The organism is Allobosea sp. NPDC055353 (assembly GCF_053644975.1).
The window spans coordinates 2,142,802-2,156,210 of the sequence record NZ_JBSHMC010000001.1 but is presented as its reverse complement, the minus strand read 5'-3'; the positions used below and the strand labels follow the sequence as shown (position 1 = coordinate 2,156,210).

Genomic DNA, 13,409 nt, shown 5'->3' with positions numbered 1-13,409 from the left:
CATCGGGCCGGAAAGGCATCCGTGCCCAACGCAGAACGCACCTTGCGACTTTGCGGCCCGTGGCCAAGACGCGGCGCATCGGCTAGCCAAGGGCGATGAGCACGGACATTGCCGATCAGGTCGATATCGCCATCGTGGGCGCCGGCGCCGTCGGGCTCGCGGCCGCGCTGGCGCTGAGCCGTGAGGGGCGCAAGGTCGCCCTGCTCGGCCCGGTCGCAACGCCGCGCGACGGACGCACCGTCGCCCTGCTCGACGGCTCCTGGCGGATGCTGGCCGATCTCGGCGTGCAGGATGCCTTGCTGGAAAAGGCAGCGCCGCTTGAAGTGATGCGCCTCGTCGATGACAGCGGCAGCCTGTTCCGCCAGCCGCCGGTCGAGTTTCGGGCTTCCGAGATCGGACTGGAGGCCTTCGGCTGGAATATCGAGAATGCCGACCTGACGGCGATCCTCGCAGAAAAAGCCGGTGCGCTGTCCGGCCTGCGGATGATTCCCGGATTCGCCCGGGCGATCGAACCGGAGGCGGACGGCGTGCGCCTCTCCGGCGAGGGCTTTGCGCCGCTCAAGGCCCGGCTCGTCGTCGGTGCCGATGGGCGCAATTCGCAAGTGCGCGCGGCGGCCGGCATCGAAAGTCGCGACTGGCGCTATCCGCAGATCGCGCTGACCGCGATCTTCGAGCACCGCCGTGATCATCAGGAAACCTCGACCGAGTTCCACACGCGCAAAGGGCCGTGCACGATCGTGCCCCTGCCCGGCCGGCGCTCCTCGCTGGTCTGGCTCGTCGATCCGGAGGAGGCTCCGGCCCTCGTTGCCCTCGATGATGCCGCCTTCGCCCTGCGGGTCGAGCGACAGGTGCAATCGCTGCTCGGGGCGATGACCGTCTCGGGGCCGCGGGGCAAGGTGCCGATGGGCGGGCTCTCGGTTGAGCGCTTCGGTGCCGCCCGCATGACTCTGATCGGCGAGGCCGCGCATGTCTTCCCGCCGATCGGGGCGCAGGGGCTCAATCTCGGCCTGCGGGACGTCGCGGCGTTGAGCGAGGCGCTCGCCGGCGTCACGGATGCCGGAGCGGAAAGCGTCATCGCCGATTATGACGGAGCCCGGCGAACGGATGTTCGGCTGCGGACCGGCGCGGTCGATATGCTCAACCGCACGCTGCTGACCGATCTGATGCCGGCCGACCTGATGCGCGGTGCTGGCCTGCTGGCATTGTCGCGGATCGGCCCGCTCAGGCGGCTCGTCATGCGGCAGGGGTTGGCCGGCGGCGCGGCGCGTTAGGTGCTGGTTGGCGCTCGACCACAACGGAGTCGACCGACTGTCATTCCGGAGCGCACCGCAGGTGGGCACCCGGAACCCACGACCGGGTGAGACATTCCGTGCCCGGTGGCAGGCTGCTCGCCCAGTCGTGGGTTCCGGGCTCTTCGCTCCGCGAAGCCCCGGAATGACAACCGTTCGTCAGGCCTCTCCTAGTATCCCCCGCGTGTCGGCCCCGCTCGCCGCGACCTTTCGCAACCCTGCCGCCTGCTCGCGAAAGACCGGAGCCAGCGGCAAGGGCGTCGAGACAAGGCGACGACCGCCGGGCTCCTCGACCTGCGCGTCGAGCAGGCCACGCGCCGACATCTGCGGATCGGAGACCGCCTCCTCCAGCGTCCGCACCACGGTGCAGCAGCAATCGAGCGGCTCGATCAGCGCGCGCCAATAGGCTGCGCTCTCGCTGGCGATAATGGCGGCGATGCCTGCGCGCGTCGCCTCGGGATCGCGGCGGTCTTCGCGCAGCTTCTCGTCCAGCCCGATGCCCTCACAGAATCCTTGCCAGAATTTCGGCTCGATCGCGCCGACCGCCAGGAACCAGCCATCGGCCGTGCCATAGAGCCCGTAGCGCGGGCTTGCGCCGGTCAGTAGCCCCTCGCCGCCATCGGGAAAGGAGCCTGTGACCTGCCCTTGCGCCAGCCCGTACCAGGCGAAGGTCGGCATCGCATCAGCCATGGCGATGTCGAGATGGCAGCCCTGCCCGGTCCGGTCGCGCTGGCGCAAAGCCAGCAGGATGTTCAGCACGGCCGGCATCGTCCCACCGGCAATGTCGGCGACGAGCGGCGGTGGCAGAGGTGGCGCCTCGCCACGCTTCAAGGACTGGCCGAGCAGGCCGCCGAGCGCCTGGTAATTGATGTCGTGCCCGGCCTCCTGCGCACGCGGGCCGTGCTGGCCGTAGCCGCTGATCGAGCAATAGATCAGGCGCGGATTGATGGCCTTCAATGCCTCATGGCCGAAGCCGAGTCGCTCCATCACGCCCGGCCGGAACTGCTCGATCAGGATATCGGCCTTCGCGATCAGGGGGGTGAGGCGCGCCAGCGCATCGGGCGCCTTGAGATCAAGCTCGATGCTCTCCTTGCCCCGGCTGAGCACCGCAAAAGGCGCCGCTGTCTCGCCGAAACGCGGCGGGAAGCCGCGCATGTCCTCGCCGCCCGGCCGCTCGATCTTGATGACGCGCGCGCCGGCCTCGGAGAGGAAGAGGCTCGCCAGCGGCCCGGGCAGGAGCGTCGAGAAATCGAGGACCAGCAGGTCGTCCAGCGGCAGCATCCGGCATCCTCAGTCGCGTTGTCGACGAACCGACATCGTCATTGCGAGGAGCGTGCTCCGAAGCAATCCAGGGGGACGGCGTGAGACGCCCAGCCAAGTCCCCTGGATTGCTTCGCTACGCTCGCAATGACGAGCTAGTGAAACAAGTCGGCGGCTATCCTGCCTGTCTTCACCAGCCACAGGAAGCCCGACAGCGTGACCATCGATACGATGGTGCCGACGAGGATGCAGGCCGAGGCGCGCTCGATGCCGACCTTGTACTGCGTCGAGATGACGAAGATGTTCAGCGCCGGCGGCAGCGCCGCCATGATGATCGCGGCATAGATCCAGTTGGTCGGGATGCCGCCGAGCGCCGAGAGCAGTACCCAGACCATGAGCGGATGCAGCAGGAGCTTGATGAAGACCAGTGCCGGCACCCCGGCTGGCATCGTCTTCATCGGACGCAGCGCCACGGTGACGCCGAGCAGGAAGAGTGCACAGGGAGCCGCCGCCTGCGACAGCCACAGAACCATCCGGTCGAGCGCCACCGGCAATTCGAACTTCAGGTAGCTCGCCAGCACGCCGGCCAGCGTCGCGACATTGAACGGATGGGTGATGACCCGCCAGGCCACCTCGCCGGCGGTGGCGAGCAGGCTCTTCTTCTCGACGCCGGCGACCGCCATCAGCAACGGGACGAGCGAGAACAACAGCACGCTGTCGAAGACGAAGATCAGCACGACCGGCGCGCTCGCCTCCGGCCCCAGCGCCGCCAGGATCAATGGCGGCCCCATATAGCCGATATTGGAATAGGCCCCGGCGACGCCCTGCATCACCGCCTGCGGCAGGTCGCCCTTGGCGGCCTTCAACCCGATCGCCAGCGACAGGCTGAAGGCGCAGAAGGTGGCGAAGGTCGTGCCGGCGATGAACTTCCAGTTGGCAAGCTCGCTCAATGGCTTGTCGGCGATCAGGCGGTAGAACAGCGGCGGCAGCGCGACATAGATCAGGAAGAACTGCAGCCAGGCCAGCCCCTCCTCCGGCAACTGCTTGTAGCGGCCGATGGCGAAGCCGAGCAGGATCAGCCCGAAGAACGGTGCGACCAGGTTGAAGATGCTGAGAAGGTCGGCCATCGGGAAGCGAGCGATCCTGGCGTCAGGGTGGCCCATGAGGCCGGGGGATCCACGAACGACCAGATTTCCTGCACGACACAATCCAACCGATCGACCAGAGCCTAAATCCCGACCGTGATCAGTTGGCAATCCCTTCCTTCCGCTTCGCGCCATTCCCTGACAGCAAGGCGAGAGCCCCGTTCACCAGCCCGGTCAACGCAGATTTCGTCCAGCTCTGCGCGGCGCGCTCGAAGAAGCGCCAGATCAGCCAGGACAGAGCGATGAGGCCGAGCGTCACGAGGGCGACCAGCGGCAGGGGCTGCAACGCCTGGCCGGCATGGTTGAAGACGACGTAGCCGATATGCTGGTGGAGCAGGTAGAGCGGATAGGTCAGGCCGCCGATCGCCAGCATCAGGCGCGAGGGCAGCGGCAGGCGCGGGAACCGGATGGAAGCGGCAACGGTCGCGAAGATCACGATACAGGACGCCGCCACCACGAGATCGCTATAGGCGACGTGGTAATTCTCCCGGTTCCACTGCGCGAGCTGCAGCGACTGGAAGATCGCGACCGCCGTGCAAAGGGCCAGCAAACCCAGGATCTTGCGATCATAGCCATCGCGGAAGGCGGCATAGAGGATGAGACCGGCGCAGAAGAAGGCGCTCTGATCGGTGAGGAGCAGGTAGCGCATCACGCCGCTGGAGACCGTCGCCCGATCGATGACCGAGATCAGGAGCCAGCCGATGACGATCGCGGGATAGTTCGCGCGTTTGAACCGGCCTGCCGCCATGAAGGCGAAGACCCAGGCGTAGAAGACAACCTCGTAGAAGATCGACCAGTACGAGCCATCGAGCGCCTGCTTCCCGATCAGCTCCGGCTTGATCAGGAGGTTCGCGGCCCATTGGCCAGGCGTTGCCTGCAGGCGCGGCGCGCCGAAGGCCACCACGACGAGGAAGGTGATGGTCATGCACAGGACGAAGGTCGGATAGATCCGCGCGAAGCGGGCGATGCCGAACTGGAGCGGCGTGCGGCCCTCGGCGGAATAGGCGATCACGAAGCCGCTGATCACGAAGAACAATTGCACGCCGAGATAGCCGTATTTCAGGACGGGCTCATAGGCCGGCAGCGCGATCTCGGTCACGCCGAGCGACAGGCCCCGAAAGCCGAAATGGAAGAGCAGCACGGCCAGGGCCGCCAGCAGGCGCAGCGCGTCGAGGGTTTCGAGCCGTAGGCTCGGGACGGCGGTTTCCGGCTTAGTCATGAAGTCTGCACGTCGCTCGCTGCCAGGGCGGCGCCGGACCCCTCCAGCGTCGGACACCAGCACTATAGCGAATAACCGCCGTTCGATCGGGATAAAGCCCGGCGATGGTTACCCGTCTGCGATGGCACCGGAACGCCCGCCAGGCTCGGCCTCACCGGAGCGAGATAAAATGCCTAGGAAATTATGCTCATCGAGACGCAAAGGAATAATAGCCTAGGCACATTATCCGCTCGCCTTCAAAAGCATCATGGACGGGCCGCGGCGATCTGGTTCACAATGCTGCAACGCAAAACGGAGCCGCCGATGACCACCAGGACGCCGCGCCAGTTCTTCCGTCCGCTCGCGATCGGCGCGCCGGAGCCTTTCCGGGAATTGCCTCTGCGGCTCGAGCGGATGATCCATTTCGTGCCGCCGCATCTGGAGAAGGTCCGCGCCAAGGTCGGCGAGCTCGCCGGACAGGTCGATATCGTGCTCGGCAATCTCGAGGATGCGATTCCCGTCGAGGCCAAGCAGGCGGCACGCGATGGCTTCATCGCCATGGGCAAGGCGGTCGATTTCGGCAGGACCGGCCTGTGGACCCGCGTCAATGCATTGAATTCGCCGTGGTTTCTCGACGATATCACCGCGATCATGGCCGAGATCGGCGGCAAGCTCGACGTCGTGATGGTGCCGAAGGTCGAGGGTCCCTGGGATATCCATTATGTCGACCAGTTGCTGGCGCAGTTCGAGGCGCGGCATCAATTGCGCAAACCGATCCTGATCCACGCCATCCTGGAGACGGCCGAAGGCGTCAAGAATGTCGAGGCGATCGCCACCGCCTCGCCGCGCATGCAGGGCATGAGCCTCGGCCCGGCCGATCTCGCCGCTTCGCGTGCCATGAAGACGACACGCGTCGGCGGCGGGCACCCAGAGTACAAGGTGATCGCCGACCCCTCCCCCGATGGCGGAGCGCGCGCCGTTGCACAGCAAGACCTCTGGCACTACACGCTCGCCAAGATGGTCGATGCCTGCGCCGCGGCCGGGATCAAGCCGTTCTACGGCCCCTTCGGCGATTTCGCCGACGAGGCGGCCTGCGAGGCGCAGTTCCGCAACGCCTTCCTGCTCGGCTGCGCCGGCGCCTGGACGCTGCACCCCTCGCAGATCGCCATCGCCAAGCGCGTCTTCAGCCCCGATCCGGCCGAGGTCGCCTTCGCCAGGCGCATTCTGGAGGCGATGCCGGACGGCTCCGGCGCCGTGATGATCGACGGCAAGATGCAGGACGACGCCACCTGGAAACAGGCGAAGGTGATCGTCGATCTTGCCCGGCAGGTCGCTGCGCGGGACCCCGATCTGGCCGAGCGCTACGGAATGTGATGGGACAGCCGGCCGCGATCGATTGATTTCGACGCATTTACGACGCATTGCTTGCGCAAGGCGGCAAGACCTAAGCCGGCGGCGCATCGGCCGGCTCAAGATGGATCTGTCATGGAAGCGCGTTCGGCCAAGTTCAGGATCGGGCAGGTGGTGAAGCACCGCATCTACCCGTTCCGCGGCGTGATCTTCGACGTCGACCCTGTCTTCTCGAACACCGAGGAGTGGTGGATGGCGATTCCGGAAGCCGTGCGCCCGTCGAAGGATCAGCCCTTCTACCATCTCTTCGCCGAGAACCAGGAGGCGGAATACGTCGCCTATGTCTCCGAGCAGAATCTCGTCGACGACGATTCCGGCGAGCCCGTGCGCCATCCCCGCGCCAGGGAGTTCTTCCGGCGTGATCGCAAGGGCCGCTACAAGCTGGACCGTGCCGACCTGAACTGAGGGTCGGTGGCCCTTTTGTAACCCAAGGGTTGTCATTCCGGGGCGCGCCGCAGGCGTGAACCCGGAACCCACGACCGGGTGAAACATCAGGTGTTTGGTTGCTAGCGGCTCACCCTGCCGTGGGTTCCGGGTTCTTCGCTATCGCGAAGCCCCGGAATGACAAAGGGTTGGCCGGAACCATCCGGTGGCCGTTTGCAGGCCTCAACACTCCAACGAAAAAGGCCGGCCCCGCAAGGGACCGGCCTTTTCCGTTTCAGGCGGTAGCGCCGTGGCTCAGGGCTTCGGCGGGGTAGCGGGCGCGGCAGGCGCGGCGCCGGGGGCCGGAGCGGCACCGGGAGCCGGAGCGGCAGCCCCGCCGGCGCCGAGGCGCTGACGCAGCTCTTCCTGGCGCTTGCCGAGTTCGTCCTGCAATTGCTTCTGCTGCTCCTCGAGCACCTTCGGGTCGATCGCCGCGCCTTCGAAGCCCTTGGTGAAATCGGCGAGCGGGATGGTGAAGGTCAGTTCGCGAGCGCCCTGATTCTGGACGCTGACGTTCAGGTTGGTGCCCTTCTTCATCGCGTTGATGAAGTCGTCCTTGACCTGCGCCTCGGCGAAGCAGCCGTTCGGGAAGCAGATCGCGTAGCGGCCGCCGGTCGGCTGCGCGTTGTCGACGCCGAAGCGGATGCCGGGCTGGAGCAGCAGGCCGAGCGGCATCAGGAAGCGCACGATCTTGTTGGCATCGCCCTTGACGTCGTAGATCGCGACGGCCAGCACCGGCTGCCCCTGATCCGAGACGAAGTCGCGCGTGGTGTAGCAGATTTCCTTGTTGGCGCCCTGGTCCTTGCCGCAGACCTTGGTCCAGCTCGTCTGCGAGGGCTCGGGCTTGACCTGGACGACGGTCGGGCCGGTGGCCGCGGCGGCGCCGGGCTGGGCCGGAGCGGCAGGCTGAGCGGGCGCCGGAGCAGCCGGGCGGGACGGAGCCGGGCGCTGCGCCGGGGCCTGGGCGAAGGCCGCGACGGGCGCGAAGCCGATGGCCGCGCTGAGCACAAGGCCCAGAGCAGATGATGACAGGCGATACGAAGCGGACATTCCTTGTCTTTCCTTATCAAGCGAATTCGGGATCACGACTTCGCAAGCCGCGCGCGTCACCGCTGATGGCCCAATCGCATGGGGCGCCGGCCATCGCAAGCCGTGCACATCAAGGCCGATTGAGGCGTTTGAATGACACCCTGCCCTCGCCTTTAGCGAGTTCGCACCAAGGATTCCAGCCCGAATAGCTGCGTGACCATGCTGCGCCCATGCTATTCTTGCGCAGGGAATCAGGTCGCACGATGGAATTTCTTCGATTGCCCCAGGCGATGAGCCGCCGCGGGGTCAACCTTATGCTGGCTTTGGCCCCGTTCGCCGCCCTGGCGCGCGGCCGCAATGCGCTGGCCGATTCGGCCCCGCTGCCGCACGCCATCGCGATGCATGGTCAGCCGGCCCTGCCGCCCGGCTTCGCGCATCTGCCCTATGCTGACCCCAAGGCGCCCAAAGGCGGGCGCATCGTTCTCGGCATCCAGGGCACCTTCGACAGCCTCAATCCGCTCGTCGTACTCGGCGTCGCACCGGATGCCGTGCCGAAATACGTCCAGCAGAGCCTGCTCTACCGCTCGGCGGACGAGCCCTTCACCGCCTACGGCCTGCTTGCCTCGGGGGTGTCGCTCGACGCGGACCGCACCCGCCTCGCCTTCGAGATCGACGAGCGCGCCCGGTTTTCCGACGGCAAGCCGGTCACCGCCGACGACGTGATCTTCACCTTCGAGATGCTGAAGACGAAGGGCAAGCCCTTCCATCGCTCCAGCCTCGGGCGCGTGACCAAGGTCTCGGCGCCCTCGCCCCGGCGCGTCGAATTCGAGCTCGGCGACGGCTCCAACCGCGAATTGCCGCTCGTCATCGGCGCGATGCCGATCTTCGCGAAGCATGCGACCAACGCCGAAACCTTCGGCGAAACCAGCTTCAAGCCGGCACTCGGCTCCGGCGCCTATAGCGTCGAGGAGGTCCGGCCCGGCGAATCGCTCACGCTGAGGCGGCGCAAGGATTTCTGGGCCGAGGACCATCCGGTGACGCGCGGGCTCTATAATGCCGACGAGATCCGCTACGATTTCTACCGGGATTCGAATGCGCTGTTCGAGGCGTTCAAGGCCGGGCTCTATGACGTGCGCCTCGAGGGTGATCCGACGCGCTGGATGACCGGCTATGACGTGCCGGCCGTTCATGACGGGCGCATCCGGCAGGAAACCCTGCATTTCGACACACCCAAGGGCATGACCGGCCTCGTCTTCAACACGCGCCGGCCGATCTTCGCCGATGTCCGGGTGCGCGAGGCGCTGGGCCTGCTGTTCGACTTCGAATGGGTCAACCGCAACCTGTTCCACGGCGTCTATCGCCGGGCCGGCAGCTTCTTCTCCGATTCGGATCTCTCGGCACTCGGCGTCCCGGCCGACGAACGGGAGAAGGCCCTGCTCGCCGGTTTTCCGGGTGCGGTGCGCGAGGACATCCTCGCCGGCAGCTGGAGGCCGGCCGAAACCGACGGCTCGGGCCGCGATCGCGAGCAGGCGCGCAAGGCGCTGGATCTGCTCAAGACCGCCGGCTACGTCCTGCGCGAGGGCGTGCTGCGCAACGGCAAGGACGAGCCTTTCACCTTCGAGATCACCGTGACCAGCCGGCCGCAGGAACGGCTCGCGCTCAACTACGCACAGTCGCTCGCCCGGCTCGGCATCGCGGTATCCGTGCGATTGATCGACGACGTGCAGTATTGGCGGCGGCTGTCGACCTTCGATTTCGACATGATCCAATGGACCTGGCCGGCCTCGGCCTCGCCCGGCAACGAGCAGATCGGGCGCTGGGGCTCAGCCAATGCCGCCCGCAACGGTGCGCTGAACTATGCCGGCGTGAAATCGCCCGCCGTCGACACCGTGCTGCGGGCCCTGCTCGGGGCTCGCGAGCGCGAGGATTTCGTCGCGGCGGTGCGGGCGCTCGACCGTTTGCTGATCTCGGGCTTCTACGTCGTGCCGCTGTATTACCTGCCCGATAGCTGGATCGCGCTGGCGCGCGGCGTCGTGCTCGCGGGGCGCCAGCCGGCCTATTTCCTCTCCAACGAAACGCTGGCGCGCCTCCCGGTCGCGCCGGCTCCGGCGAACTAGGGTTTGTCGATGCAGGCAGACCAGGACGAAGCCTCCGCCTTGCTCGACGGTCTCGATCTCGACACCCTGCTCGCGGCCCTGACCCGGACCCGCGGCTATGATGCGGCCCTGCGCGACCCGCCGGGCCGGCGCGGCTGGAGCGACGTGAAGCCGGGCTCGATCAATTTCCTGGACCTCGACGAGCGCATCGACCGGCTGGCGCGCCTGCTCGCCATCAACAAGGGCACGCCGGGCGCGAGCGTCGCGATCCTGGCGCCGCTCGGGCCCGAGGCGATCATCTCGATCCTGGCGAGCCTGCGTGCGGGGCTTTCGCCATTGATGCTGCCGCTGCACGGCAACGAGCTCGAATTGCTGGCGCTGATCGAGGCATCCGGCGCGGTGATGGCGGTCGGCGTCAGCCGGGTCGGACCCTTGCGGCCGCTGCTGACGTTGCGCAACCTCGCGATGCGGGCCTTCGGCACGCGCTTCGTCGGCGGTTTCGGGCCGGACGTTCCCGATGGCGTCGCGCCCCTCGATATACTGATGGCCAGCCCGACGCTGCATCCCCTGCCGCAGATGATCGAACGGCCGGTGCTGCAGATCGCTGACGGCCTGTCGCTGCAAGGGCCGCTCGCGCTGCCGGAACGCGAACTGCTCGGCAAGGCGCTCGATATCTCGCGGGCGCTGAAGCCCACCGTCTCGTCGCGCATCGTGACGACGCTGGTCGGCGGCGACCTCGCCGCGCTGGCGAGCGGGCCGGGCATGGCGATGCTGAGCGGCCTGGAGCTGCTGCCGCTCGGCCTGTTCAACCTCGGCGACCTGGAGGCTTGCATCGAGGGCGGGCGCAGCGTCCATCTGGTCCTGCCGGGTGCGATGGAGCCCGCGCTGGCGCATTCGCGACTCGCCGGGCATCCGGCACTGGCCAGCCTGGTCTTCGTCCATCGGGCACCGGAGGCGCGCAGCTTCCCGGCCATCGACCGGCCGGACGTCGCCATCGTCGATATCGAGGCGCGTTCGGCCCGCGATATCACAGTGAGCAAACGGCAGGGACCTTCGGCGGCCGAATAGCGCCTTCATCCGGAACTTCGGCGGTGGCTTCGCGTTGATCGGCAGGGCGTCTTCCTTGGAGTGGCAGCCATGCTTGCCGCCGGTCTCGTCCTTCTGTCGCTCTCCAGCACATCCCCCGCGATCATTCAGGTAGCGGATTCGCCGCCGCGCTTCGACATCGCCGCGTCCTGCCGCGATGTCGGCAAATCGGGCATCGATATCGGCCGCCCCGCCAAGGCCTGCCAGGGCGACGAGGAACGCGCCCGCGCCGCGCTCACCGCACGTTGGAACCAGTTCCAGCCAGGCGCCCGGACGGCCTGTGTCGAAAGCGCCAGTTTCGGCGGGCCTCCGAGCTATGTCGAGGTCCTGACCTGCCTGGAGATGAAGAAGCCGTGACGACAGGGCACTTATCAGCCCTCACATTCCGGCATTCCCGCCGGCATTCCCGGGTTGCCTTCGCCAAGCCGCTCCGCAAAGCTCTCGACCCGACCGTCGGAGAGACCTCCCATGCGCAGCTTTTGCCTTTCGCTTCTCGCGACCGCCCTGCTTGCCAGCGGCTCGGGGCCGGCGCTCGCCAACCCTCAGGCCTGCGCCGACCTGTGGACGGCGCGCAACGAGATCTACAAGGCGCAGGGCTATTGCTTCCGGACGAAACGCGCCATCGCGGCCTTCGGCAATGCCGGCTGCCAATATGACGATGTCGAGGACCTGCCGCTCTCGGCCAATGACCACCGGGTGATCGCCGACATCGTCCGGCAGGAACGCGCGCTGCGCTGCCCGCGCTGAGGCCGATTGCCTGTGGAAGGCAGAGCAGCCCTGCGTCCAGCGAAGGAAAGGCCGTGCTAGAAGCGCCGGCCGCATCTCCGCGCCCGATCCAACACGACGACTCACCGCCCGCATGACCACCGCAATCGAGATGGGAACGACAAGGACCGGCGAGCCCGGTCTGATCGATCTCGCCGAATTGCTGGCGACGCGCCTGCTGGTGCAGGGCAATTCCGGCTCGGGCAAGTCGCATCTGCTGCGCCGCCTGCTGGAGCAGAGCGCGCCTTTGGTGCAGCAGGCGATCATCGATCCCGAGGGCGATTTCGTCTCGCTCGCCGACCAGTTCGGCCATGTCGTGGTCGATGCCGAATGCGGCGAGGCCGAATTGCAGCGCGTGGCGCTACGCGTGCGCCAGCACCGTGTCTCGGTGGTTCTCAATCTCGAAAATCTCGAAGCCGACGAGCAATTGCGTGCCACCGCCGCCTTCCTCGGCGGGCTCTTCGATGTCGACCGCTCGCTCTGGTTCCCGATGCTGATCGTGGTCGACGAGGCGCAGCTCTTCGCGCCGGTGATGGCGGGCGAGGCCTCCGACGAGGCGCGCCGGCTTTCCTTGGGCGCCATGACCAACCTGATGTGCCGCGGCCGCAAGCGCGGGCTCGCGGGCGTCATCGCGACCCAGCGCCTCGCCAAGCTCGCCAAGAACGTCGCGGCCGAAGCCTCGAACTTCCTGATGGGCCGCACTTTCCTCGATATCGACATGCAGCGCGCCGCCGACCTGCTCGGCATGGACCGGCGCCAGGCCGAGATGTTCCGCGATCTCGAACGCGGCCAGTTCGTCGCGCTCGGCCCCGCCCTGTCGAAGCGCCCGCTGCCGATCCGGATCGGCGCGGTCTCCTCGGTCGATCGCGGCAGCGCGCCGGGCCTGATGCCGCTGCCGGAGCAGGCGCCGGAGGAGGCCGGCAAGCTGATCTTCACGCGCGGCGAGGACGAACCGCTGCCGATGGCCCGTCCGGTGCGCCCGGCGCCACGTCCCAAGCCCGATCCGACCGAGGTGCTGCGCCGGATCGAGAACTACCGCCCTGCCCCGCAGGCGGAACCGGAACCCGAGATCGAGCTGGAGCCGGCCGAGCGCGAGGCGATCATGGTCGAGATCCTGCGCGAGCTGATGGCCGATCCCGAGGCGCGCTCGCGGCAGGTCGCGGTGCTCTACCAGGATTTCACCGTGCGCTGCCGGATGCGCCGGCTCGGCCGTACGCAGCTCAGTCTCGAGGAGTTCCGCCGCAGGCTCGCCGTGGCGCGGGCCGGCGTCAGCGACAGCGTCGCGACGAGCGAGGGCTGGCAGGCGGCGGTGGCCGCTTCCGGCACGCTGCCGGAAGACCTGCAGGGGCTCTTCCTCTTCATCGCCCGCACCGCGATCGAGGGCCGGCCCTGCCCGAGCGATGCCGAGCTCGCTGAGGTCTATGGCAGCGCTTCGCCGAGCCGGGCGCGGCGGGTGCTCAGCTATATCGAGGAGCGCGGGCTGATCGTCTGCCATGTCGATTTCAGGGGACAGCGGACGCTCGCCCTTCCGACGCTCGGCGTCGAGACCGCGCCAGGACTGGCACAGCCGCGTACGGCGGGGGTGCCACGCAGCGCGCGGGGATAACCTCTTCGTCGCTTTGATTTCGGTAGCGACACCCCGCTCGTCATGGTCGGGCTTGTCCCGACCATCCACGTCTTCGGTCGGCGAGCGTCGTGTTCAAGACCT

General features: G+C 67.3%; 12 protein-coding genes. 8 read left to right on the top strand and 4 right to left on the bottom strand.

Annotated elements, in window-relative coordinates; translation table 11 throughout:
- Positions 1–95 precede the first annotated feature (95 nt).
- On the top strand, positions 96–1,271 hold the full coding sequence (locus ACWIEX_RS09915) for a UbiH/UbiF family hydroxylase (protein ID WP_454032878.1): 1,176 nt from the start codon (positions 96–98) through the stop codon (positions 1,269–1,271).
- Positions 1,272–1,448: 177 nt separating this feature from the next.
- On the opposite strand, the gene ACWIEX_RS09910 is transcribed toward ACWIEX_RS09915, so the two are convergent.
- The 3 genes from ACWIEX_RS09910 to ACWIEX_RS09900 form a co-directional block, all read right to left on the bottom strand.
- Positions 1,449–2,570, bottom strand: a complete 1,122-nt coding sequence (locus ACWIEX_RS09910; RefSeq protein WP_454032877.1) for a CaiB/BaiF CoA transferase family protein — start codon at positions 2,568–2,570, stop codon at positions 1,449–1,451.
- A 134-nt stretch (positions 2,571–2,704) separates the two neighbouring features.
- Positions 2,705–3,676 (bottom strand): AEC family transporter, encoded by a 972-nt coding sequence (locus ACWIEX_RS09905; RefSeq protein ID WP_454032876.1) that lies wholly within the window; start codon positions 3,674–3,676, stop codon positions 2,705–2,707.
- Positions 3,677–3,794: 118 nt separating this feature from the next.
- Positions 3,795–4,913, bottom strand: coding sequence for an acyltransferase family protein (locus ACWIEX_RS09900; RefSeq protein WP_454032875.1), 1,119 nt, complete (start codon positions 4,911–4,913; stop codon positions 3,795–3,797).
- A gap of 303 nt (positions 4,914–5,216) precedes the next feature.
- Between ACWIEX_RS09900 and ACWIEX_RS09895 the strand changes: the two genes are divergently transcribed.
- Together ACWIEX_RS09895 and hspQ are read left to right on the top strand one after the other, a co-directional pair.
- Positions 5,217–6,266 carry an HpcH/HpaI aldolase/citrate lyase family protein gene (locus tag ACWIEX_RS09895; protein ID WP_454032874.1) on the top strand — a complete coding sequence of 350 codons (1,050 nt, stop codon included), beginning with the start codon at positions 5,217–5,219 and terminating at the stop codon, positions 6,264–6,266.
- A 111-nt stretch (positions 6,267–6,377) separates the two neighbouring features.
- Positions 6,378–6,707 (top strand): heat shock protein HspQ, encoded by a 330-nt coding sequence (gene hspQ / locus ACWIEX_RS09890; protein WP_454032873.1) that lies wholly within the window; start codon positions 6,378–6,380, stop codon positions 6,705–6,707.
- Positions 6,708–6,980: 273 nt separating this feature from the next.
- On the opposite strand, the gene ACWIEX_RS09885 is transcribed toward hspQ, so the two are convergent.
- Complete coding sequence (locus tag ACWIEX_RS09885; protein WP_454032872.1) at positions 6,981–7,775, bottom strand: invasion associated locus B family protein; 795 nt, start codon at positions 7,773–7,775, stop codon at positions 6,981–6,983.
- Between the two features lie 293 nt (positions 7,776–8,068).
- On the opposite strand from ACWIEX_RS09885, the gene ACWIEX_RS09880 reads away from it, so the two are divergent.
- From ACWIEX_RS09880 to ACWIEX_RS09860, 5 genes are all read left to right on the top strand, one after another.
- Complete coding sequence (locus tag ACWIEX_RS09880) at positions 8,069–9,871, top strand: extracellular solute-binding protein (RefSeq protein WP_454032871.1); 1,803 nt, start codon at positions 8,069–8,071, stop codon at positions 9,869–9,871.
- Between the two features lie 9 nt (positions 9,872–9,880).
- Positions 9,881–10,918 carry an AMP-binding protein gene (locus ACWIEX_RS09875; protein WP_454032870.1) on the top strand — a complete coding sequence of 346 codons (1,038 nt, stop codon included), beginning with the start codon at positions 9,881–9,883 and terminating at the stop codon, positions 10,916–10,918.
- Between the two features lie 69 nt (positions 10,919–10,987).
- Complete coding sequence (locus ACWIEX_RS09870) at positions 10,988–11,293, top strand: hypothetical protein (RefSeq protein WP_454032869.1); 306 nt, start codon at positions 10,988–10,990, stop codon at positions 11,291–11,293.
- A gap of 111 nt (positions 11,294–11,404) precedes the next feature.
- Positions 11,405–11,683 (top strand): YARHG domain-containing protein, encoded by a 279-nt coding sequence (locus ACWIEX_RS09865; RefSeq protein ID WP_454032868.1) that lies wholly within the window; start codon positions 11,405–11,407, stop codon positions 11,681–11,683.
- A gap of 112 nt (positions 11,684–11,795) precedes the next feature.
- Positions 11,796–13,307: a helicase HerA domain-containing protein gene (locus ACWIEX_RS09860; RefSeq protein WP_454032867.1), complete on the top strand. Its 1,512-nt coding sequence runs from the start codon at positions 11,796–11,798 to the stop codon at positions 13,305–13,307.
- The last annotated feature ends 102 nt before the right edge of the window (positions 13,308–13,409 follow it).